The following is a 22660-nucleotide window of genomic DNA, read 5'->3' as shown; positions in this document are numbered from 1 at the left end:
CATCCGGCGGGCGGTGAGCGCTGTTAGCCTCGCACGCCGGCTGGTCCACGGGGAGGAACGGTTACATGGGTGACGACTGTCTACTGTGGGTGCGTGGATGAACCATCCGCCACCGCCGGTGCGGGCGGGCCTCCACCGCCCCGGGGACGGGCAGGGAGAGTTGGCCCGTTGGCGTCTGATCAGCCTGGAGAAACAGCTTCCGCAGCCCCGTCTGCTGACCGGGGTCGGTACGCCGGCACTGGTGGCCGCCCTGCTGCTCACCCTGCTCGCCGTCTTCGCCTTCGCCTACCTGGGCCGCGACAGCGAGGCCGGCGTGCCCCGGGCCGTGACCGACTCGCAGCGGGACTTCGTCAGGGCGGTCGCCCGTGGCCTCGACAGCTCGGTCGCCCGTAGCCGGGAGGAGTTGGCCCGCACGGCAGGCGCCTACGACGCGCGGCCGGCCGGGGCGGCCACCCAACTCGCCGCACTCACCAGAGACCAACCGAAGTGGCGGGGCGTCGGCGTCCTCGACGCGGCCGGAAAGTCCACTGTGGCCGCTGTCGGTCAACCGGTGGCGCTGCCCCCCGGCACCGCCGCCGGCCGGATCGCCCTGCCGGTGGTCGAGGGCAACGACCCCCGGCTGCTCCTGGTCGAACCGCTGTCCGACGGGCGGTTGCTCGTCGCCGAGCTGAACCTGCACATCCGTACCCTCCGGCTGGACCCGAAGGCGAAGCAGGCCGTCCTGATCGCCGTGCCCGGAGGTGGGCGGTCCCTCGTGCAGGGGGCACCCGTACCGGCCGATCCCGCGCTGGACGGGCTGATCACCGGGGCGGTGGGAGCGACGTCCGGGGGGTCCGCCGCCACCCGCACCGGCGCACCGGCCGCCGGCCCGGTCGACCGGGACCCGGCCGCGCCGATCGCCCCGGTGGCCACCGCCGACGCCGTCGGCAAGGTCGGTGTCGTGGTGGTCTCCCTGGTGTACGTCCCGGTCACCGCCGCTGCGGTCACCCGGGAGCCCCTGCTGGCCGCGCTCGTCCTACTGGTGGGTGCCGGTGCGGTGCTGCTGATCCTCCAGTTCGGACTGGTGCGGCCGATGCGGCTGCTCCTCGTCCACGCCAAGGCGGTGGCCTCGGGCAACCCTATGCAGGGGCCGCCGAGGACGGCGAACGCCCAGGTCAACCGGATCGCCTCGGCGTTCGGCACGCTCGCCGCCCAGCAGCACGCGACCCCGGCGGGGCGCGGCCCGGACGACCCGACCGGCGGCGTACCGGCAGGTCTTGCGGTCGTCACGGCGGTCGTCGCGGTGCTGTTGGCCGCAGGCGGGATCCTGGCCACCCTCGCCCCCCACGAGGACGACCTCCCGGCCCAGGTGGTGCGGGACTCGGAGAACCAGGTCGCCGCCGTGGCCGGCGCGGTCGACGACACCCTGGACGGTGGCTACACCAAGCTCGCCCTGGTCGGCGCGGACAACCGCACCGCCGGCACCGGCCAGCTGCGCCGGGCGCTCGACCGCCTGCTCGACGACAACCGCAGGTTCCGCAGCGGCTACCTCGTGTCGGCGAACGGCGGTGTGGTCACCAGCGTGGGCCGGACCCCGCTGCGACCCGGTGGTCCGTTGCCGGGGGAGGGCGGTGTGGTGCTGCACGACGTGCAGGGCCGACTGCCGATCGTCTACGCGTACACGCAGCTGGCGGACGGGCGGTCGCTGGTCGCCGAGTTCGACGTGCGTTACCTGACCCGGCTGTTGGAGCGGGTCGACGGGCGACTGCGGGTGGTCGACGTGGACCAGCGGGACATCCTGGATTCGGCCGGCTACCTCGCCTTCGAGCAGGTCTCCAGCCGGCAGGTGCGCACCGCGGCGGCGGAGGCGCTCAGCGGGAAGCCGTACGCCCGGGTGGCGGAGGTCGACGGTGACCGTGAGCTGTTGATCACCGCGCCGGTCGCGCTGGAGGGCTCGGCGGCGCACCTGGAGTGGACGGTGGTGGCCGAGCGCCCGGTCACCGACTACGCGCTGCCCGGCAACGAGATGCGTCAGGGCGCGCTCCTGGTCGCGGTCGTCGCGGCGGGCATCGGCCTGCTGCTGTTCAGCTGGTACTACTTCTTCCAACTCCGGCCGTTGCGCAACCTGTCCCGGGAGGCGGCGGCGCTCGCCGGTGGGGACAGCAGCCGGGTGATCTCACCGCGCTGGCACGACGACATCGGCGCGGTGGCGGTCTGCCTGGAGGTGTGTCGTCAGGCGGCGGTCCACGGCGAGCAGCGGCTCGGGGGTGCGGCACGACTGCGCGGCACCGAGGGCATGCCCACGGCGATCATGACGAAGGTCCCGCCACGACGGAAGGCGGGTAGCCGTGGTGTCCGGTCGTCCCGCAGGGGTGACTGAGATGCTCTTCCTCTATCTGGTGTTTCTCCTCGCGTGCCTCGGATTGCTGGCGGGCGGCATCATCGAGCAGCGCAACCATCACCGCAGCCTGCACCGCATCCCGCAGCGGGTGCTCGTCAACGGCATCCGGGGCAAGAGTTCGATCACCCGGCTCACCGCCGGTGCGCTGCGTGGTGGCCGGCTGGTCGTGGTGGCCAAGACGACCGGCACGGCGGCCCGGTTCATCTTCCCGGACGCCAGCGAAGAGCCGGTCTACCGCAAGTTCGGCATCGCCAACGTGGTGGAGCAGATCGGCATCGTCCGCCGGGCCGCCGCCTACTACCCGGACGCGTTGGTGATCGAGTGCATGGCGGTCATGCCGCCGTTGCAGGAGCTGAACCAGACCAAGCTGATCCAGTCCACCATCGGCATCCTCTGCAACGTCCGGGAGGACCACCTCGCCGAGATGGGGCCGACCCTGGACGACGTGGCCCGTTCGCTGAGCCGGTCCATGCCGGTCGGCGGGATCTGCGTCACCGCCGAGTCCGACCGGCTGCACATCCTGCAGGCGGAGGCGGACAAGCGGTCCTGCAAGCTGATCCCGGTCGACCCCGAATCGGTCACCGACGACGAGATGGCGGGCTTCACCTGGACCACGTTCAAGGAGAACGTGGCCATCGCCCTCAAGGTGGCCGAACTGCTCGGGGTGCCCCGGGAGGCCGCCCTGACCGGTATGTGGACGGCACCCCCCGATCCGGGGGTGCTCAGCGTCGAGGAGTACCGCCGGGACGGCACGTCGCTGCGGTTCGCGAACATCTTCGCCGCCAACGACCCCGAGTCGACGTTCATGAACATCAAGCAGTTGCAGGAACAGGGGTCGATCCCCCGACCACTGCACGTGCTGATCAACTGTCGGCCGGACCGGGTGGAGCGGAACGGCCAGATGGGCGCGCTGGTCTCCCGGATCGACCCGGACAAGGTCGTCCTGATCGGTGAGCCGACCCGGAGCGCCCGCGTCAAGATCGAGGAGAGCTGGCAGGGCCGGGTGGTCGACCTGGGCGGTCGGATCGGGGCCGAGGAACTGCTCGACGGGGTGCTCGGCAGCATCGACGGGTTCGCCTCGGTGCTGGCGATCGGCAACATCCACGGTCAGGGCGAGATCCTGCTCGCGCAGCTCAGCCGTCTGGACCGTCCCGTATCCCAGGAGCCACCTGCTCGTGCGGTACCGCCGGGTCCGGCTGCTCGTGTCGTGCCGCCGGGTCCGCCTGCTCGTGTGGTGCCGTCGGGTCCGGCTGTGCGTGCGGTGCCGCCGGGTCCGGCTGTGCGTGCGGTGCCGGCGGGTCCGCCTGCTCGTGTCGTGCCGCCGGGTCCGAGTGTTCGGCCAGTCGGCGAGGCCCCTGCCCGTCGGTACGGCGCACCGGGGGGCGACTCGCCGCCCGGACCGGCCTCCGGTGCCTCCCGGCGGCCGGCGACGACGTACGGCAACCCTCCCGCGCCCCCGGCACCCCCCGTGCCCCTCGCGCCCCCGGCGCCGTGGCCCGGCCCCCCGACGGCCCGACCGTACGACGGGCCGGAACGCCCCGGCGTGCCCGCCCCCGGGCGTCCGGACCGGTACGCCGCGCTCGCCCCCGAGCAGTTGGACCGGTACGCCGCGCTGGCCCCCGAGCAGTTGGACCGTTACCACGCCCAGTCTCCGGGCCAGCGGGACCCGTTCGGCCTGGTGGAGCAGGAGCCGCCGACCCGGCGCGGCCGGCCGGTGGGCGGGCCCCCGGAGCAGGCCCCGGTGGACCACGATCCGCGCCGGGACCGGAGCCGCCGGCCACCGGCCGACGGCACCGCTGCGACACCACCCGATCCCGATCCGCAGTCGTCGCATCGACGGCCGTCCGTCTACCGGAGTTCCTCATGATCAACGGAGAACTGACGCCCGAGCTGTCCACGCTCTGCCTGGGCGTCGGGCTGGTCCTCGCGCTGGCCTGCTACCTCACCACCAATCTCTCCCCCGGTGGCATGATCACGCCGGGTTGGCTGGCGCTGGCCCTGGTCGAGGAGTACCGCCAGGTGCTGGTGATCGTCGCGATGACCGGGGTGACCTGGGGACTCACCCGGGTCATGCAGCGGGTGGTCATCCTTTACGGCAAGCGGCTGTTCGCGGCGATCGTGCTGCTCAGCGTGCTGCTCCAGACCACCCTCTTCCTGGTCATCCAGCAGGACTTCCCGCTGCTGTTCTCGCACCAGACCCTCGGCTTCGTGGCACCTGGCCTGATCGCCTACCAGCTGGTCCGTCAACCGCCGCTGGCGACGATCCTGGCCACCGGGGCGGTCTCCGTGGGTTCGTACCTGATCATCTTCAGTGGCATCCTGGCCGGCCTGGTGCCGGTGAGTTGAGCCGAGACTACGGAAGCAGGCATCCCCCGTGTCACAGAGCAGGAACGGGATCTGGGCGACGCTGGCCGTCGTCCTGATCGCCGCGGGTGTGATCGTCGTCGTGGCGCTCCGTCCCGACCGGTCCGCGTCGACCGCCCCGCCGGGCAGCGCGGCCGGCCCGGGCGCGGCGTCGGTCGAGTCCGCCGAGCTGACCTTCACCCGGCTGGGCAAACCGTCGCGGACCCAGGTCCGCGACGCGGCCGGGCGGGTGCTGGCGGTGTTCACCGACAAGGCCCGCACGGTACGCGTCGCCGGCCCCGAGCGGACCTTCACCGAGCCCCGCTTCACGAAGTCGTCGGTGACCACCGACGCCTGGATCCGGCTCGCCCCGACCCCGTGGAAGGCCGGTGAGGAGAAGGCGGCATGGTTCCGGCCGTGGCTGGACAAGGCGGTGGGGGACGACAGCCCGGACGCCCTCGCCATCGCGATGGACTACCTGGACGACGCGCCCGCCCGTAAGGACGCCAAGGGCCGCCAGTTCGCCGGTGACGCCTCCTTCGGCCCACTCTCGGCGGCGGACCCGGACGGTCGTGCCGAGAACTCCGACTTCTACGACTACCTCGGTGTGGAGTGGGACTTCCCGGACGGCAAGCACGAGCGGCCGGCCAAGGACCACTTCCGCAGCCTGGACTGCTCGGGTTTCATCCGGATGGTCTACGGCTACCGGATGAAGTACCCGTTGCGGGGCACCAACACCAAGGGTGCCGGACTGCCCCGCCGGGCGTACGCGATGGCCGGTTTCGGCCCCGGCGCGTTGCTGATCCCGAACACCGGTCGGGCGGCCCGGGACTACGGCGTCCTCCAGGAGGGTGACCTGGTCTTCTTCAACCACGGGGCGAACGCCGGCCCGAGCATCGAGCACTCCGGCATCTATCTCGGTGTCGACGATGCCGGTCACCACCGGTTCTTCTCCAGCCGGGTCAAGGCGGACGGTCCGACGTTCGGTGACTTCGGCGGTGAGTCGCTGCTGGACGGGCCGGGCTACTGGTCGGGCCGGTTCCTGTCGGCACGCCGGGTCTGACCCCGGCCGGCCGGCAACGCGGGGGTGGCGTTCTCGGGTGCCGGGGCTGCGGGCCGGTGGGTGTCAGCGGCGGGGAAGGTCGGCGGCCACCAGTGCCGCCACCAGGTCCGCCCGACGGTCCTCGGCACGGCGTACCGCCCAGGTGATCTCCAGATGGACGAAGACCGCGCCCTGCTTGCGGGCCGCCTCGGCCTGGGTGTTGGTGGTGCCCTCCAACTCACCGCACCTGCTGGTCCAGGCCCGGCAGGCGACGAAGCCGGCGGTGTCCAGCGCGTCGGCCGTGCGGCGCAGGGCGGGGGTGGAGCGCTTCTGCCCGTTGGAGACCACCATCTCCTCGCCGGGGAGGCTCTGCTCGGCGAAGCCGTGCAGTTGGATCTGGTTGATCCGGTTGCGGGCGAACCGCTCGCTGGCCAGTTGGAACAGGCCCTGGGAGTTGTGCGCCGCGTCCGCCCGCCCGTCGCCGGCCCGGCGGTGTGCGCCGGCGACCAGCATGATGCTGCCCGGCGTCGCCCGGAACAGCCGCAGTCCGATGTCCTCCGTGTGCAGGTCCGAGTTGGGGTGGGGCACCTCGACGGCGAGCCGTACCGGCTGGGACAGGTCCACCATGATCAGGCCCCAGGGCCGCTCCGCGCCGGCCCCGGTGACGAACAGCGCGTAGTCGCGCCCGGTCTGCGGATCGCGGCCCCTGCTGGCGGTGAAGCCCAGCTTGGCCAGCAGCCCGCTCGCCTCCGGCAGCCCCGACTGGTCCCCGGTCACCAACAGTGTCACCGCCCGACGGGCCGTCTGCCGTTCCGTCGGGTCCGGGTCGCGGTAGGGATCGGTCGGCTTGAGCCGGCTGACGAAGTCGGTCACCACCGTGTCCGGGGCTGCCGGGGCGGGCGGGGCGGCGGTGGGCTCGTCGGGTGGCTCGCCACACGCGACGAGCCACAGCGACAGGGCCGCGCAGCACGCCAGGAGACCGTTACGGCGGGTGGAGATTCGGGGCATCGCAGGCAGGCTACCGTGCCGTTCCCGCCGTCGTCGTCACCCCTGGCGGCGGGTGGGTCACTCGCCGAGGATGTGGTCGAGGTGGGGGTTGGTGAGGACCCGGCCGGGGTCGAGTCGGGCGCGGAGGTCCTGGAAGTCGGCGAATCTCGGGTACGCGGTCGCCAGGGACGCCGCGTCCCGGTAGTGCAGCTTGCCCCAGTGGGGTCGGCCGCCCAGCCCGGCAGCGACCTCCTCGAAGGCCCGGAAGTACGGCTCGTACGGCATGCCGACGTACTGGTGGACGGCGAGGTAGGCCGAGTCACGCCCGTAGCCGTGGGACAGCCAGATGTCGTCGGCGGCGGTGAACCGCACCTCGACCGGGAAGAGCACCTTGAACGGCAGCCGGTCGACGATGCGGCGCAGCTCCGCCAGCGCCTGCGGCAGGGCGGCGCGCGGGATGCCGTACTCCATCTCGACGAAGCGGACCCGGCGCGGGGTGCAGAAGACGGTGTCGGAGCGGCCGGTGTAGGTGCGCTCGGTCAGTGCCCGCGCGGACACCGCGCTGATGGTGGGGACCAGCGGCGGCACGGCGCGGCCCAGCCGGCAGGCCCCGGCGAAGACCGTGTTGGCGAGGAGTTCGTCGTCCAGCCAGCCCCGCCAGCGCGGCAGCGGCCGGTCGTCGGCCGGCACCCGGTCGTTGGTCTTGAGCTGCACCCGGTCGGTGTACGGGAACCAGTAGAACTCGACGTGGTCGTGCCGGCCGATGAGACCGGACAGGTCGCCCAGCACCTCGTCGAGCGGGGCGGGGCGTTCGTGTGCGCGCAGGGTGAACGCGTCGACGCAGCGCAGGGTGACCTCGGCGAGCACGCCGAGCGCTCCCAGGCCGACCCGGGCGGCGGCGAAGATCTCCGGGTGTTCCTCGGCCGAGCAGCGCAGCACCTCGCCGGTGCCGGTGACCAGGGTGAGCGCCTCGACGAAGGTGGACAGGCAGCCGTACGCGGCACCGGTGCCGTGGGTGCCGGTGGAGATCGCCCCGGCGATGGTCTGCGCGTCGATGTCGCCCAGGTTGGGCATGGCCAGGCCGTGCCCGGCGAGCAGCGCGTTGAGCGCCCGCAGGGTGGTCCCGGCGGGGACGGTGACCAGTCGGGCCGCCCGGTCGACCCGGACTTCGGTCCGCAGGGCGGACAGCTCCATCCGCCGCCCGTCGGACACGGCGATGGGGGTGAACGAGTGGCCGCTGCCGACCACTCTGATCCGCTCACCTGCGCCCGCCACGTCCAGGACCGCCTCGGCTATGTCCTCGACGGTGGTAGGGCGCAGGATGGCGGTGGCGACGCTGTGTTGGTTGCCCGCCCAGTTGGACCAGGCGGTGGCGGTACCGGCCATCGGCGCTCCTCGACATGAATGTGAACTGCCTTCATATCAGGAACGTTGTGCCTGGTAAATACCGCAATCGAGGTCCGCTCGTTGTACCGGTAGTCACGGTCTCGTGACATGTGGATATGTTCTTCCGTCGAAGGGGGGTGGCGTCGAGTGTCCACACCAGCCGCCACGACCGGGCCGCTGCGCCGCGTTCCGGTGCAGGGTCGAAGTGTCGCGCGCGTCCAACGGATGTTGGACGCCTGTGCCGAACTCGTCGACGAGGTGGGGTACGAGGGGTTGACCACCACGTTGCTCGCCGAGCGGGCCGAGGTGGCGATCGGGTCGGTCTACCAGTTCTTCCCGGACAAGCGGGCGATCGTGCAGGCGTTGACCCTGCGCACCATGGAGTCCTACCTCCAGCGCCTCGACGAGCGGTTCGCCTCCGACGACCTGACCCACTGGTGGGACGGCGTCGACGCGGGCATCGACGAGTACATCTCGATGCACCGCACCGTCCCGGGGTTCCGCACCCTGCACTTCGGCGACGTCGTCGACCTGCACCTGCTCGACGAGCAGCGGGACAACAACGGCGTGATCGCCGACCAGTTGGCCCGGGTGCTCACCGAACGGTTCGGCATGGTCGACGAGCCGCGCCTGCGGTTCTGCCTGGAGATCGCCGTCGAGGCCGCGGACGCCCTGATCAAGCTGGCGTTCCGCCGCAAGCAGGAGGGCGACGAGCGGGTCCTGGCCGAGGCCAAGGCGCTCATCCGCGAATACCTGCACCGGCACGTCGAGGCCCCCACCCCGCCCGTCGCCCAGCCCTGACCGCCCCGCCCGCCGCGGACCGGGGAACGGCCCGGCGTCGGGCGAGGGGCGCGCGACGGTCAGAGGAAGGCGTGGCCCTCCCCCCGGTAGGTGGGCACCGTGGCGACGACCGTGTCGCCGTCGACCAGGTGCAGCTCGTTGACCCGCTCGCAGAGTTCACCCGCCTTGGCGTGCCGGAACCACACCCGGTCGCCGATCCGCAGCCCGGCTGCGGCGGCACCGGTCAGCGGGGTCTGTACCTCGCCCGCGCCCTCGCTGCCGACCAGCGCCAGCCCGGCCGGCAGCCACGGCCGGGGCAGCCGGCTCGTGGCGGCGGGTCCGGAGGCGATCCAGCCCCCGCCCAGCACGGTGGCGATCTCCGGCGTCGGCCGGCGGACCACCGTGCAGGCGAAGAACGCCGCCGGGGTCGGCCGCCAGGCCCGGTAGGCGTCGAACAGCGTCGGCCCGTACAGCCCCGATCCGGCGGTGACCTCGGTGACCGCGGGGTCGGCGCTGGTGGCGGCCACGCTGCCGGTGCCGCCGCCGTTGACGAACTCCAGGTCGGCGTGTTCCCGGACGGCGGCGACCGCCGCACCCCGGCGGGCCAGCAGCTCCCGGTACGACCCGCGCTGGGCGATCCGGATCGCGGCGCTGAGCGCGGCCTGTCCGGGCGGGGCGTCCCCGAGGCCGGCGATCTGTGCCTCGTACGACATCAGGCCGACCAGCCGGAAGCCGGGTCGGCGGGCGACGGCGGCGGCCAGCGCGCCGGCCGCCCGGGCGCTGTGCACCGGCGAGCGGCGTACTCCGACGTGCACCCGCCCGCGCAGCGGTCGCCAGGAGGCGTCCAGGTCGAGGCAGACCCGCAGCTCGGGGCGGCTGCCCGGTGGGCACACGACGTCGATCAGGTCCAGTTGCTCGGTGCTGTCGATCATGAGGGTGACCGCCGCGACGAGCTGCGGGTCGGCGGCCAGCTCGGCGAGCGCCCCCCGGTCGGCGCTCGGGTACGCCACCAGCGCGTCGTCGGTGACACCGGAGCGGACCAGCCAGTTCGCCTCGGGAACGGTGAACGCCATCACACCGGACCAGCCGGGTTGCCGCAGCGCCCGGGTGAGCAGGTCGCGGGCCCGGATCGACTTGCTGGCGGCGCGGACCGGTTTGCCCGCGCTGCGGGCGGCCAGCGCGGCGGCGTTGGCGTCGTAGGCGGTGAGGTCCACCACGGCGTAGGGCGGGTCGAGGTGGGCGGTCGCCTTGTCGAGGCGTTCGCGCAGGGTGTCGCTGTCGATGGCCACGAATGCACGCTAACTGTCCGGACGGCAATGCGAAATACCCTCACGTCCTACCGGGCTGCGGTCGGTGGCGTTCGCGGCCTAGGCTCGGCGAGCAGGAGAATGTCGCCGGTGGGGAGGCCCCCACCGGGTCTAGAGTGTTCCACCGGGACTGCCCAGCGTTGGGCCGGCACGTGGAGGTACGGCCATCGAAAGCCAGCAGCACGGCGAGTCGTCCGGCGCGTCGTCATCCGGCCCACCGCCCGGCGGCACCGCCCCGACCGACCGGTCCGGTGCGGCGGCGATCCGTTCCGTGCTGCGCATCAGGCCGTTCCGGCGGCTCTGGATCGTCCTCGGCGCGGCCTCCTTCGGCGACTGGCTCGGCCTGCTCGCCACCTCGGTCTTCGCCGCCGCGCAGGTGTCCGGCAGCACCGCCCAGGGCGCCGTGTTCGGTGGCGTGATCGCGATCCGGCTGCTCCCGGCGCTGGTGCTCGGGCCGGTGGCCGGCGTGCTCGCCGACCGGTTCGACAGGCGCTGGACGATGGTCATCTGCGACCTGCTGCGGTTCGTGCTCTTCGCCTCGATCCCGCTGGTCGCGCTGCTCGGCGTCCGGGGCGGCGTGGTCGTCACCTGGGCGGCGATCGCCACCTTCCTCATCGAGTCGATCACCCTGCTCTGGATTCCGGCCAAGGAGGCCGCGGTCCCCAACCTCATCCCGCGCGCCCGGCTGGAGACGGCCAACCAGCTCACCCTGATCACCACGTACGGCCTGACCCCGGTCGCCGCCGCGATCGGACTGGCGGTGCTGGACCGCAGCGTGCGGGGGATCACCGGCGGGGAGATGCCCGGCTGGGCCGAGCCGGCCCAGCTCGCCCTCTGGTTCAACGCCTTCTCCCGGCTGGCCACCGCGCTGGTGGTGGCCTTCGGCATCAAGGAGATCAGCCAGGCCCAGGCCCGGGAGCGGGGTGAGCGCGCCGAGCAGGGCATGTTCAGCCAGTTCACCGAGGGCTGGAAGTTCATCGGCCAGACCCCGCTGGTCCGGGGCCTGGTGCTGGGGATCTTCGGCGCGTTCGCCGGCGGCGGCATCGTGATCGGCACCGCCAAGTTCTTCGCCGCCTCGCTGGGCGCCGGCGACGCCGCCTTCTACATGCTGTTCGGCGCGATCTTCATCGGGCTGGCGGTCGGCATCGGGCTCGGCCCGATGATCGTGCGGGACATGTCCCGCCGCCGCTGGTTCGGCATGAGCATCGTGCTGGCCAGCGCGTCCGTGCTGGTGCTGGCCTTCGCCATCCACCTGTCGATGGCCATCCTCGGCGCGATCATGGTCGGCGCGGGCGCCGGCATGGCCTTCCTCGCCGGCACCACGCTGCTCGGCGGCGAGGTCGCCGACGAGGTACGCGGCCGGGTCTTCGCCGTGGTGCAGATCGGCACCCGGCTGGTGCTGATCCTGGCCATCGCGCTGAGCAGCCTGCTGGTCGGGGTCGGCGGCTCACGCCAGCTGACCATCGCCGACCTCGGCATCTCGGTCTCGTCCACCCGACTGCTGCTGCTCGCCGCCGGCCTGGCCGGCATCTTCGCCGGGATCAGCGCGTTCGGCCAGATGGACGACAAGAAGGGCGTGCCGGTCCTGGCCGACCTGTGGGGTTCGATGCGCGGCCGGCCACTGATGCCGGCCGAGCCGTTCGTCTCCAACGGGCTCTTCGTGGTCTTCGAGGGCGGCGAGGGGGCCGGTAAGTCCACCCAGCTGGAAACGCTCGCCACCCGCCTGCGTGAGCAGGGCCGCGACGTGGTGGTGACCCGCGAGCCGGGTGCCACGGCCGTGGGTGAGCGGATCCGGGCCCTGGTGCTGGAGGACTCCGGCGCGGACGCGCCGTCCCCGCGCGCCGAGGCGCTGCTGTACGCCGCCGACCGGGCCCACCACGTCGCCACCGTGGTCCGGCCCGCCCTGATCCGGGGTGCGGTGGTGATCAGCGACCGGTACGTCGACTCGTCCCTGGCCTACCAGGGCGCCGGTCGTACGCTGCCGGTCGACGAGGTCTCCTGGCTCTCCTCGTGGGCCACCGGCGGGCTCAAGCCCGACCTGGTGGTGCTGCTCGACGTCGACCCGCGCACCGGCCTGTCCCGGGCGGCGGCCCGCAACCGGGGGACCGACCGGCTGGAGGCGGAGTCGGTCGCCTTCCACGAGCGGGTCCGGTACGCCTTCCTCGACCTCGCGGCCAACGACCCGAAGCGTTACCTGGTGCTCGACGCGGCCCGCCCGGTCGACGAGATCGCCCGCCTGGTCGCCCGCCGGGTGCAGGAGCTGCTGGTGGACCCGGCCGGCATCGTGCACCCCCGCCCGGCGCACGGGCCGGACACCTCGGTGCAGCCCGAGTTATCCGACTCTGAGCTGGTGGGGATGGAGCACCGCACCTGATGTCGGACGTCTTCGCCGACCTGGTCGGTCAGGCCGACGCGGTCGACACCCTGCGCCGGGCCGCCGCGTCGGCCGCCGCCGTGCTGCGCACCGCCCACCTGCCCACCCCCACCGGTGACCCGGACGACGACCTGGCCGCCCTGGCCGAGGCCGACGAGGGGGCCACCGCCGGGGGGACCCCCCCGCCCGTCGATCCGGCGGCCGGGATGACCCACGCCTGGATCTTCACCGGCCCGCCCGGCTCGGGTCGCTCGGTGGCCGCCCGCGCCTTCGCCGCCGCCCTCCAGTGCGTGCACGGCACCGGCTGCGGCAGCTGCCCCGGCTGCCACACCACGCTCACCGGCACCCACGCCGACGTCCGGCTGGTGGCCCCCGAAGGGCTCTCCATCGGCGTCGGCGAGATGCGCGCCCTGGTGCTGCGGGCGGCGAGCACCCCGTCCGGCGGACGCTGGCAGGTGGTGATCATCGAGGACGCCGACCGGCTCACCGAGGCGGCCGGCAACGCGTTGCTCAAGGCGGTCGAGGAGCCACCGCCCCGCACGGTCTTCCTGCTCTGCGCCCCGTCCACCCACCCGGAGGACGTCTCGGTGACGATCCGGTCGCGCTGTCGGGTCGTACCGCTGCGGCAGCCCTCGGCGGCGGCGGTCGCCGAGGTGCTGGTCCGGCGGGACGGCGTCACGCCCGACGTGGCGCAGTGGGCCGCCGCCGCCGCGCAGGGGCACGTGGGGCGGGCCCGACGGTTGGCCCGCGATCCCGAGGCACGCCAGCGCCGGGACGCGGTGCTGGCGGTGCCGCGCCGGCTGACCGGGGTGGGCACCGCGCTCGACGCGGCGTCGGCGCTGATCGAGGCGGCCGAGGCGGAGGCGGCGGCTTCGGTGGCGGAATCCGATGCGGCCGAGCGGGCCGCGTTGCAGACCGCGCTGGGCGCGGGCGGCACCGGCCGGGGCGCGGCGGGCGCGACCCGTGGCTCCGCCGGCCAGCTCAAGGACCTGGAGAAGCGGCAGAAGTCCCGGGCCACCCGGGCCCAGCGGGACGCCCTGGACCGGGCCCTGGTGGACCTGGCCGGTTTCTACCGGGACGCGCTCACCTCGGCGTTGCGCGCGCCGGTCGCCCCGGTGCACACCGACACCGCGACGTTGGCCGAGGCGGGTGGGCAGAAATGGGCCCCCGAGGGCTCGCTGCGCCGGTTGGAGGCGGTGCTGGAGTGCCGGGCGGCGATCGAGGCGAACGTGAAACCCCGCATCGCCGTGGAGGCGATGATGCTCTCCCTCTGGCGCGGCTGACCCCCGTTTCCGCCCATCGACACGTGTTGACGGGGTGCGGTACGGTCCCGGTGGGCCGCAGTGATCGTGGTGGCACGCAGGGTGAGGTCTACCTGGGGGGAGATCGGATGCCGCGCGGCGAGATCGACGAGGCGTGGATCGAGGAGGCGGTGCGGCGGTACCGCCGGATCGAGTCCCTCCAGGCCGAGTTCGACCGGGCGGTCGACACCGTCGAGGTGACCGTCCGCTCGCCCGACGGGCTGGTCGAGGTGGTGGTGACCGCCGGGGGCCGGATCACCGACGTGCGTTTCCTCGGGCCGCTGCACAACCGCCACCCCCGGGACGTGGCCGGTTCGGTGCAGGCCGTCGTCACGGCCGCCGCCGACGCCGCCCAGTGGGCCCGGGAGAAGCTGCACAACGAGACCTTCACCGCCTACCGCCCGCTCGCGGGGGCCTGAGGTGGACGCCCTGCGCGCCCTCGCTGCCCGCCTCGACGAGGCCAGCGCCACCCTCGCCGCGCTCTCCCGCACGGTCACGGTGAGTGACCCGCCGCATCCGGCGTTCGGTGCGCACGCCGCCGGTCGTCCCGGTGAGGTCGGACGGGCCCTGCACCGGCAGTGGACCGCCGCCACCGACTGCCGGGCCCGCGAGGCGGGTGCCGCCGCCGCCCGGTTGGCCGCCGCCGCGTCGGCCGTCCGCAGCGCCGCCGACCGCTACGCCACCGCCGACGACGCCGCCCGCCGCCGGCTGGGCGGGGAGGCGTGATGGACCCGCTGGACCGCCTCGCCGAGCCGGGTCTCGACCTGCTCGCCCGGGTCGACACGCTGCTCGCCGCCGGGGCCCCCGAGGGGCACCCCGTCTGGCCGTTGCTGCGCCGGATGCAGCTGCTGCCGGGGGAGGCCCTGCGCGCCTTCCTCGACCTGCACCCCGCGCCACTGGCGACCGCCGGCCACGCCGTGCGCCGGCTCATCCGGGGGTACGACGACGCGTGCGCCGCCCTCACCGACCCGGGGATCTGGTCCGGCCCGGCCGGGTCGTCCTACGACGAGGCCCGTACCGCCCTGCTGCGCCATCTGGACGAGGGGCCGGAGAGCCTGGTGGGCCGCTTGGAGTCCACCGCCGGTTACGCCGACGCGTTGGCCGACTGGGTGGAGGGCAGCCGGTTGGCGGTGGCCCGGGTGCTGGCCGAGGTGCTCGGCTCCACCGAGGCGGTCCGGGTCCGGGCGGCGACCGCCTCCGGTGCCGGGCCCGCCGTCGGGTCCGGGGCGGCGGCCGAGATCGCCACCCGGGTGCTCGCGGTGCTCGGGGTGGCCTACGACGGGGCGGAGACGCTACTGCGCCAGTGGTCACCCAGCCTGGCCGAGTCGACCTGGCGGTCGGCCGGCGGTCCGTCGTACCACGGCGGCCCGCTGCGGATCGGCTGACCGTGACCGGGTCGACTCCCCGGCGGGATGCCCGCCCGCCGCACCCGACCGGGTCCCGCCGATCCGTCGTAGGCTGATGTCATGGGCATGCTCTGCGCGGTCAGCTTCAACCGGTACGGGCGGCTCTACTACCTCGACCCGGGGGAGTTCCGTCCGCAGGTCGGTGACCGGGTGCTCGTCCCCACCGACGACGGCCCCGAGGTGGCGGAGTGCGTCTGGGCGGCGCAGTGGGTCACCGAGGAGACCGACGGTTTCCCGAAGCTGGTCGGGCTGGCCGGCGACGACGACCTGCGCCGCGACGAGTTGCTGCGGCGGCGTAAGGCGGAGGCGAAGGTGGCGGCGAAGCGGCTGATCCGGGAGCACGGCCTGCCGATGAAGGTGGTCGCGGTGGACCACGTCCTCGCCGCCACCGAGGGCACCGGGGACCGGACGACGGTCTACTTCACCGCCCCGCACCGGGTGGACTTCCGCTCCCTGGTCCGGGACCTGGGTGCGACCCTGCACTGCCGGGTGGAGCTGCGGCAGCTCTCCGCCCGTGACTCCGCCCGGGTGCAGGGTGGCATCGGCTCCTGCGGCCGGGACCTGTGCTGCGCCACCTTCCTCAACGACTTCGAGCCGGTGACCATCCGGATGGCCAAGGACCAGGACCTCCCGTTGAACCCGCTGCGGATCTCCGGGGCCTGTGGCCGGCTGATGTGCTGCCTCAAGTACGAGCACCCGCTCTATGCCAGGTTCACCGAGTCCGCCCCGGCGGTCGGCAGCCGGGTCACCACACCCGAGGGGGAGGGCCGGGTGGTCGGCCACAGCGTCCCCCGGGACGCGGTGACCGTCCGGTTGGACGCCGACGGCTCGCGCTCCATGTGTTCCCGTGCCGACGTCTGCGGGTCCCGCAGCGCCTACGAGAGCCGTGACCTGTCCGGCCCGGAGGCGGCGACGCGCTGATCGACGTGCCCCGCGCCCCGTGCGTGTGCCCGGGCCGCTTACCGCCAGGGCCGGCACCTCAGGCGCGGTCGTGCAGGGTGACCTGGTAGCCGTCGGGGTCGGCGAAGGTGAACGTCCGGCCGAAGGGGCCGTCGACAGGTGCGGAGACGATGGTGTGCCCGTCGGTGACGAGCGCGTCGTGGATGGCCTGCACGTCCGTGGCGTGTAGCCAGATCGCGGCACCGATGCCGGGCTGGGCGACGGAGTCGAGATCGGTGCCGGTGACGACGTCGCGCAGGGCGAACGCGATCGGCTTGGTCGCGAAGACGACGGCGTGCGGGGGCCCGGCCGGCGAGCGGATGAGGCCGAGATAGTGCTCGTAGAACGCCTGTGAGGCGGCGAGGTCGCGTGCCTGGAGCGAGATGAAGTCGGGGCCGGTGACGGGCATGGTGGTACTCCTTCTTTCATGTCAGGTTCCTGACACGGCTCAACCTATGTCAGAATCCTGACATGAGTCAAGGTGATGCCGGCATCGACCTGAACACGTCCCTGGGCTACCTGCTGAAAGAGGCGTCGAGCGCCCTGCGGGCGGCGATGGAGGAGGTGCTCCGCCCGCTCGGGATGGGTGTGACGCACTACGCCTGCCTCGAACTGCTGGCGCAGCGACCGGGCCTGTCGAACTCCGAGCTCGCGCGGGGGGCGTTCGTGACCCGGCAGACGATGAACGTCCTGCTCCAGAACCTGGAACGGGAGGGCTACGTGACCAGGCCCGCCGAGGCTCCCGTGGGCAAGGCGCTGCCCGCGCGGCTTACGCCGAGCGGTCGACGCAGCCTGGACCAGGCGACCGCCGCCGTCCGCTCGGTCGAGGTCAGAATGCTCTCCGGCATGACCGGGGCCGAACGCTCAACCGCCTTCCACGCCCTCAAATCCATGATCCACTCCCTGACCTCCCCGCCCGCTCCGCCTCCACCCCCCTCTGATCGGGGTTGATCAAGAGGTTTACGTCAGTTTGATCGCGCCTGGTGACGCAAACCTCTTGATCAACATCGGCGGGCGGGCGGGGGGAGGGCGGCGGGCCGGCGGGTGGCGCGTGGTGGGTGGGGAGTCAGGTGAGGGTGATCGGGGGTTCGGCCAGGTGGGGGGTCAGCGGAGTGCGGGGGGTCAGCCAGGAGGCGGTGGGGGACTGGTCGGGGTTGAGCTGCCAGTCGTGGCAGACCCGGTCGACGGCGATCGGATAGACGGTCAGCGTGCCGTCCGGGTCGATGCGCATCCGCAGGAACGACTTCGAGTCCTCGATGCCCTGCCCGGCGAAGAGTTCGTTGACGTTGACCCCGAAGGTGCCCGCCACCAGCAGGTATGCGGCCACCACCTGGGTGGCGACCAGCCCGATCACCGGGCCGTAGACCACGGCGGCGGCGACTGCCGGCAGCGGCCACGGCCAGTGGTAGAACGGCAGGTGCAGCCAGACCCAGGTGCCGGCGACCGCGAGCGCCACGTGCGCCAGCCCGTGACCGATGCCGAGCAGCCAGTGCCGGACGTGCCGTTTCCCGCTGGCGCTGGGCGGCTGGGCGAAGAACGCCGCGCTGAGCAGCGTCACCGCCAACATGATCACCAGCGGGACGCTGAGCAGCCGCTGCTCGGTGCCGGTCCGGTTGGCCGCGACCCCGGCCATGGCGAGCATCAGCAGCGTGTGCAGGGTGCCGAGCAGGGTCCCGAAACCCGGGTTGCGCCGGGGCAGCCGGTGGAAGATCCCCCAGCCGTAGCGGCGGGAGCGGGCCGCGTCGGGGAACCGGGCCACCAGGTCGTACGCCCGGGTGCGGCTGGCCCGGCGGGACAGGGTGTCCTTCGGGGGCACCTCGATCCGCTCGGGCAGGGTGTGCGTCGGGTACAGGTACGCGCCGCCCCCGCCGCAGGTGATCAACTGTCGTTCCGGGCCGGCGTACCGGGCGTAGTGGTGCAGGTCGCCGGAGACCAGCAGCCGCACGTGCGCGCCGGTGGGCGCGATGATCGTCCGGACGAAGTAGTCGATCGAGTCGTACGCGGTGGGATGGTCGACGGACTTCACCCAGGTCGGTGCCGGCACCGCCAGGATCACCCGGGAGTCGGGGCCGAGCCGGCGGGCCACCTCGTCGAAGTACGACAGCTGCGGGTCGTCCAGGTAGGACCCCGACTGGTCGTCGAGGCCGAGCAGCCACCACCCGGCCGGCAGTTCCACCGCGAAGTACGACCGGGACTGGCCGGTGCCCCAGCCGCCGAAGTTGCGGTCCCGGGAGCGGACGAACAGCCGCAGGAACGCGGTCAGCCCGTCGTACCAGTCATGATTGCCGGGCACGGCGAACAGCGTCGGCCGCTGCGGCGGGGCCACCGGCAGCGCCGCCTGGTACGGCCCCTTGCACCGGTCCTCGTACGCCTCGTAGGCCGCCGACGGGTAGACCTGGTCGCCCCCCATCACCAGGGTCTGCGCCCGGGGCAGCCGGTGCCCGTCGACCGTCAGCTCCGGCTGGGCCAGCAGGTACGCCACCGAGTAGGTGGCGTCGAAGCCGTCGCCCAGGTCGGCCACGTAGTCCAGCCACAGCCCACCGTCCGGGCCGACCTGCGCGCCGATCCGCGCGTCGAGCGCGTTCTGCAACTCCCGTTTGTCGAGGTACGCCCCGAAGAGCATCGCCAGCAGGGTACGGATGCCGGTGCTGATCAACAGGAACGGCGCGAGCCAGGGGACCGGCTTACGGGGAGTGAAACCCAGCTCCACCGGATCGGTGCCCCGTGGCCTGCGGACGGCCCGCTCACCGGGAGCGTGCTCGGCGTCCGGATCGACGGTCGGGTGCGGTGCGGCGCGGTCCGCCGGGGCGTCGACGGGGGCGGGACCGGCCGAAGCACGGTCGTCGACGCTCTGTCCACCGCCGTCGGGGGTGGTGGGGCCGTCGGGAGTGGCGTGGCCGTCGGGGGTGACGTGGTCGTCGCTCACCGGAGCAGCCTAGTCGTCCCGCACGACACCGATGTCCCATGATGTCCGGGTCACCCGACGCCGGAACCCTCTCGGTTCCGTCGGGGACCGTACCGTATACTCGATGATCGTTGCCGCCTTAGCTCAGTCGGCTAGAGCGACGCACTCGTAATGCGTAGGTCGACGGTTCGATTCCGTCAGGCGGCTCAGAGAGCGGCCCTGATCGGCGAGTTCGCTGGTCAGGGCCGCATTATCATCGATGTAGTGTCGAACCGCCCCCGAAACCCCGCCGGCGAGGCGGCTGGATGCCGGTGCGGGCTCGTGCCGGAGCACCAGGTCGAGAAGGTCTTCTTCCCCACCGGGCAACCCGCAGACTGCAGTGGCCCCGGTCGGTATCAGCGCTGGCCAGGGCCGCATCTTCGTCGATACGGTTGTGAATCGCCCCTGAATCCCCCGCAAACGCCTACCGGTGATCGTCAGATCCCTGTATCTTCCGGTCCGTTTCGCCTCCCCCGGAAACCAGCCACCCATCGATTCGCTGCTGCGGCTTCACGCCGGTCCCCCCCCGCAGCCCGGGGCGCATGGTCGCCGGTCTCTGCCTGTTCTCGAAGCCATTCCCGGTGAAGGTGTGGGGCCGCTCCGGGTCGCGGTCCAGCCGGCCGGTGCCCCGGCACTGTAGTCAGCGCCTCGCGGGCAGCCGCATCTCGGGCTGCTGATTGCGCCGGACGAGGGAGCGAGCCGTCGACCAGGTGCTGCTCGCCGCGTTGGCCATCACCGTTCGCTGCGCCGAGCGCCAACAGCACCGCCAGCAGCGCCGTGACCACGGTCGCGAGCTGACGCCTGTCTATGCGCCTCATCCCCCCGCCTGGCAGCCGGAACTGTGCCTGCTGCTATGGCCGACGATATGGTGAAAACCGAGGGCATCGCTTCCGGTCGACATTCGGTCGAACGGTAACCGTCAGTCGAACTCGCCGCGCTCCTGGGCGCTGCGGATCCGCCGACGACACGTGCGGCAAAGCCGGTGCCCCTTTTCAATTCGTTTGGTCCTTGATTGACTTCTCCACCAGTCAGCATCCTCCCTCGGAAAGCAGCAGCCGCAGCGATGGCCGAAATTGTTTCGTATTCTGATCCGTTGCCGCAGCTCGCTACCCCTGGCGAACGCCTGGGATGGATCTTCAACGATCGGAACCTCTACCTGCGCCGCTATCCCGAACCGCCGCCACCACCCCGTCGGGTACCGGCTCACCTGTACGAGCGACTGATGCGGGCCGAACGGTGGGCCACGAAGGGGATCCTGATCTCGATCTGCGTGGGCTTCGGCCTGGCCGGCCTGCTGGTGTGCTGCGGCGGTGTCGTGTCCATGGGCAGCGCCGGCAGCGACGACGACGGCGGCGGTTGGGTGTACAGCTTCCTGGCCACCCTCGTGAGCATCGGCGGCATCGGCGGGGCGGTGATCGCCGGAATGGCGCCCTTGATCGCGCGCAGTTCGATCGAGACCGCCCGGCAGCAGGCCCAGCACGAGTACCACCAGGCGTACGCCGCGTGGGACGGGCGACGCCGGAGGCACGACATGCAGCAACGGCGGAAGGTCGACGCCATGTGCGAGTGGTCGGCCGTCACTCCGGCAGCGAGTACCCGACGGGTCGACATCATCGGGGGCACGATGTATGGCTGGGAAGCGGTGTTGACCGTGTTCGGTGGATCGTTGCTCGCCACCCGTGGCGGCATGACCCTGGTCGACTTCACCGGTGAGGCGCTCTGCGGCGAACTCATGCAGCTCGGCGTCACGACCGACCGCACCGTGCAGGAGTACCGGCTGCCGTCCCAGCTCGCCCAACTCGATCTGGTCGGTGGGCTGAAACCGGACGAGCTGGTCGATTGCCTGGTAGAGGCGATGTACGGCGATGCGCAGGGGCCCAGCCGGGCCGACCGGTCGCAGGACTCGATGCTGCTGCGCGAGCTGTGCGGTGTGCTGGCACCGAATCTCGGCATGGCTCGGCTGCTGGCCGCGCTGCGGGTGCTTACCGATCGGCCGGTGCAGGACGCGCTCACTCCGCAGGAGACCGCCCGACTGCTCGACCTCCGGTCGGGCGGCAGCCGTCGGCAGATGTACCAGCAGCTGCGCCGCATCGAGGCATTGCTGCATCCGTTGGAGGTGATGGGTGCCGAGCCGGGCGACGCCGGGAACGCCGATCTGACCTGTCTGATCGCCGACAGCGGCGGTCGTAACGCCCAGAACGAGTTGCTCAAGGACCTGCTGGTGCAGTGGTTGGCACGACGGGTGCTGCGCGAGTCCGCTCCGACGGGTTCCTTGGTGATCATCGGTGCGGACGAGGTGCATCACCGTTCGATCGAGATGCTCAGCACTCTCTGTGAGCGCCGGGGCATCCGGCTCGTGCTGTTCTTCGGCCATCTGCGGGAGGAGTCGCTGCGCACCATCGGCGGCGGCGAGGTCGCGCTGATGCGGCTCGACAATCACCAGGAGGCGACCCAGGCCGCGGACTTCATTGGCAAGGGACACCGGTTCGTGCTCAGCCAGCTCACTCGTACTCTGGGCGGCAACGACACACACACGCTCGCCGATACGTACTCCGAGTCGGAGACCGAGGGCGGCTCCTCCGCCACCAGCCGCAGCGCACTGACGTTCAGTAGTCAGCGCGGTGCCAACTGGAGCAAGACCCGGAATTGGAGCCAGACCGAATCACTCGCAAAGGGCACCAATTGGAGCGACGCCCGATCGGTTCAGCGGGTGTATGAGTACACCGTTGAGCCGCAGGTGCTCCAGGACCTGCCCGAATACGCGATGATCCTGGTCAAGGCCGAGGGCCGGTGCTCGGTCGTGCAGGCGGTCGAGGTCGATCCGGCGATCATCACGCTTCCCCGGGTGTCGATGACACCGGTCGAACTGGAACCCTTGCCCGATGCCGTCGAGGCGGTCATCCCGGCCAGTCGGCAGCCCAGCCAGGTGACCGTGTCGTGGCCACAGCCGCTGGCGGCCCGGAGGACCAGCCCGCACCAGATCGCCGGGCAGGTCCTACCGGGCTGGGGAGCGGCACCCGCCAACCAGCCCCAGCAGGTGTACGGGCCGCAGCTGCGCCGGGGACCGTGGGGTGAGCCACGGTGACCGGCGTCGTCGGCCTACCACGCCGGCACGCCGCTGCTGCTCGGCTGGCACCGGGCAGCCGCCGCCCGGCCGGTCGAGGTGCTCGCGGCCGGCGGGCTCAGCGGTGAGCCGGACTCGCGCGGGTGGACCCCGCTGTCTTTGCCTCCGGGCGCGCTCGGGCCCCCGTATGCCGGCCCGGATCTGCTCGGGAAGCTGCGCTCGCTGCGGTTCTGGGCCCGGATGGCCGGGCTGGGCGACGGGCTCCTGGTTGACGATCGGACGCTGCGCGAGCGGGGGTAGGCCACGGTTCCGGCCCGGGGCGTACGGGTCGCCGGGAAAATTCTGAGAAAGAGTTCTGGGGGCGGCAACCTGCGGGCGGTGGATCGCATGTACCCGGATGTAAGCAA

Annotated in this window: 18 protein-coding genes and 1 tRNA gene; 14 read left to right on the top strand and 5 right to left on the bottom strand. The window is 72.4% G+C overall.

The window, feature by feature from the left end:
• Positions 1–97: 97 nt before the first annotated feature.
• The 4 genes from AB0K25_RS15680 to AB0K25_RS15665 are packed head-to-tail and all read left to right on the top strand — an operon-like array spanning position 98 to position 5786.
• Positions 98–2359 (top strand): cache domain-containing protein, encoded by a 2262-nt coding sequence (locus AB0K25_RS15680; RefSeq protein WP_357533085.1) that lies wholly within the window; start codon positions 98–100, stop codon positions 2357–2359.
• Position 2360: 1 nt separating this feature from the next.
• Positions 2361–4247: a poly-gamma-glutamate synthase PgsB gene (pgsB, locus tag AB0K25_RS15675; protein WP_357533087.1), complete on the top strand. Its 1887-nt coding sequence runs from the start codon at positions 2361–2363 to the stop codon at positions 4245–4247.
• Positions 4244–4726, top strand: a complete 483-nt coding sequence (locus tag AB0K25_RS15670) for a poly-gamma-glutamate biosynthesis protein PgsC/CapC (protein WP_208565561.1) — start codon at positions 4244–4246, stop codon at positions 4724–4726. Before pgsB ends, AB0K25_RS15670 begins: the two co-directional genes overlap by 4 nt.
• Before the next feature lie 28 nt (positions 4727–4754).
• Positions 4755–5786, top strand: a complete 1032-nt coding sequence (locus AB0K25_RS15665; protein ID WP_219465974.1) for an NlpC/P60 family protein — start codon at positions 4755–4757, stop codon at positions 5784–5786.
• A 63-nt stretch (positions 5787–5849) separates the two neighbouring features.
• On the opposite strand, the gene AB0K25_RS15660 is transcribed toward AB0K25_RS15665, so the two are convergent.
• Together AB0K25_RS15660 and AB0K25_RS15655 are read right to left on the bottom strand one after the other, a co-directional pair.
• Positions 5850–6773, bottom strand: a complete 924-nt coding sequence (locus tag AB0K25_RS15660; RefSeq protein WP_357533090.1) for a hypothetical protein — start codon at positions 6771–6773, stop codon at positions 5850–5852.
• Between the two features lie 57 nt (positions 6774–6830).
• Positions 6831–8138, bottom strand: coding sequence for a D-arabinono-1,4-lactone oxidase (locus tag AB0K25_RS15655; RefSeq protein WP_219465989.1), 1308 nt, complete (start codon positions 8136–8138; stop codon positions 6831–6833).
• A 225-nt stretch (positions 8139–8363) separates the two neighbouring features.
• On the opposite strand from AB0K25_RS15655, the gene AB0K25_RS15650 reads away from it, so the two are divergent.
• The gene (locus tag AB0K25_RS15650; protein WP_208565565.1) at positions 8364–8939 is read left to right on the top strand and encodes a TetR/AcrR family transcriptional regulator; all 576 of its coding nucleotides are present in this window, start codon (positions 8364–8366) and stop codon (positions 8937–8939) included.
• A gap of 59 nt (positions 8940–8998) precedes the next feature.
• On the opposite strand, the gene AB0K25_RS15645 is transcribed toward AB0K25_RS15650, so the two are convergent.
• The gene (locus tag AB0K25_RS15645; RefSeq protein ID WP_357533092.1) at positions 8999–10207 is read right to left on the bottom strand and encodes an amino acid deaminase/aldolase; all 1209 of its coding nucleotides are present in this window, start codon (positions 10205–10207) and stop codon (positions 8999–9001) included.
• A 289-nt stretch (positions 10208–10496) separates the two neighbouring features.
• Between AB0K25_RS15645 and tmk the strand changes: the two genes are divergently transcribed.
• The 6 genes from tmk to ricT all read left to right on the top strand — a co-directional run bounded on the left by tmk (position 10497) and on the right by ricT (position 16227).
• Positions 10497–12599, top strand: coding sequence for a dTMP kinase (tmk, locus tag AB0K25_RS15640; RefSeq protein WP_357533094.1), 2103 nt, complete (start codon positions 10497–10499; stop codon positions 12597–12599).
• Entirely contained in the window at positions 12599–13882 is a 1284-nt protein-coding gene (locus AB0K25_RS15635; RefSeq protein ID WP_208565568.1) for a DNA polymerase III subunit delta', read from the top strand. The genes tmk and AB0K25_RS15635 overlap by 1 nt, the downstream gene beginning before the upstream one ends.
• Positions 13883–13989: 107 nt before the next feature.
• Entirely contained in the window at positions 13990–14319 is a 330-nt protein-coding gene (locus AB0K25_RS15630) for a YbaB/EbfC family nucleoid-associated protein (protein WP_219465994.1), read from the top strand.
• Between the two features lies 1 nt (position 14320).
• Positions 14321–14626, top strand: a complete 306-nt coding sequence (locus tag AB0K25_RS15625; RefSeq protein WP_219465995.1) for a hypothetical protein — start codon at positions 14321–14323, stop codon at positions 14624–14626.
• On the top strand, positions 14626–15285 hold the full coding sequence (locus AB0K25_RS15620) for a hypothetical protein (protein ID WP_357533097.1): 660 nt from the start codon (positions 14626–14628) through the stop codon (positions 15283–15285). Before AB0K25_RS15625 ends, AB0K25_RS15620 begins: the two co-directional genes overlap by 1 nt.
• 81 nt (positions 15286–15366) lie before the next feature.
• On the top strand, positions 15367–16227 hold the full coding sequence (gene ricT, locus AB0K25_RS15615) for a regulatory iron-sulfur-containing complex subunit RicT (protein ID WP_219465998.1): 861 nt from the start codon (positions 15367–15369) through the stop codon (positions 16225–16227).
• Positions 16228–16285: 58 nt separating this feature from the next.
• Here ricT and AB0K25_RS15610 read toward each other — a convergent pair whose 3' ends face one another.
• On the bottom strand, positions 16286–16654 hold the full coding sequence (locus tag AB0K25_RS15610; RefSeq protein ID WP_219466000.1) for a VOC family protein: 369 nt from the start codon (positions 16652–16654) through the stop codon (positions 16286–16288).
• A gap of 62 nt (positions 16655–16716) precedes the next feature.
• On the opposite strand from AB0K25_RS15610, the gene AB0K25_RS15605 reads away from it, so the two are divergent.
• On the top strand, positions 16717–17196 hold the full coding sequence (locus tag AB0K25_RS15605) for a MarR family transcriptional regulator (RefSeq protein WP_219466002.1): 480 nt from the start codon (positions 16717–16719) through the stop codon (positions 17194–17196).
• Between the two features lie 115 nt (positions 17197–17311).
• On the opposite strand, the gene AB0K25_RS15600 is transcribed toward AB0K25_RS15605, so the two are convergent.
• Positions 17312–19171 (bottom strand): metallophosphoesterase, encoded by a 1860-nt coding sequence (locus tag AB0K25_RS15600; RefSeq protein WP_308290985.1) that lies wholly within the window; start codon positions 19169–19171, stop codon positions 17312–17314.
• A gap of 112 nt (positions 19172–19283) precedes the next feature.
• Here AB0K25_RS15600 and AB0K25_RS15595 point away from each other — a divergent pair.
• Both AB0K25_RS15595 and AB0K25_RS15590 read left to right on the top strand, forming a co-directional pair.
• A tRNA-Thr gene (locus tag AB0K25_RS15595) sits at positions 19284–19357 on the top strand.
• 1054 nt (positions 19358–20411) lie between these two features.
• Complete coding sequence (locus AB0K25_RS15590) at positions 20412–22274, top strand: hypothetical protein (protein WP_363820700.1); 1863 nt, start codon at positions 20412–20414, stop codon at positions 22272–22274.
• Positions 22275–22660 lie beyond the last annotated feature (386 nt).

It is taken from the genome of Micromonospora sp. NPDC049257 (assembly GCF_040678915.1).
GTDB lineage: Bacteria > Actinomycetota > Actinomycetes > Mycobacteriales > Micromonosporaceae > Micromonospora > Micromonospora antibiotica.
Note: the sequence above shows the minus strand (reverse complement) of the source record. Positions and strands in the feature narration are given on the sequence as shown.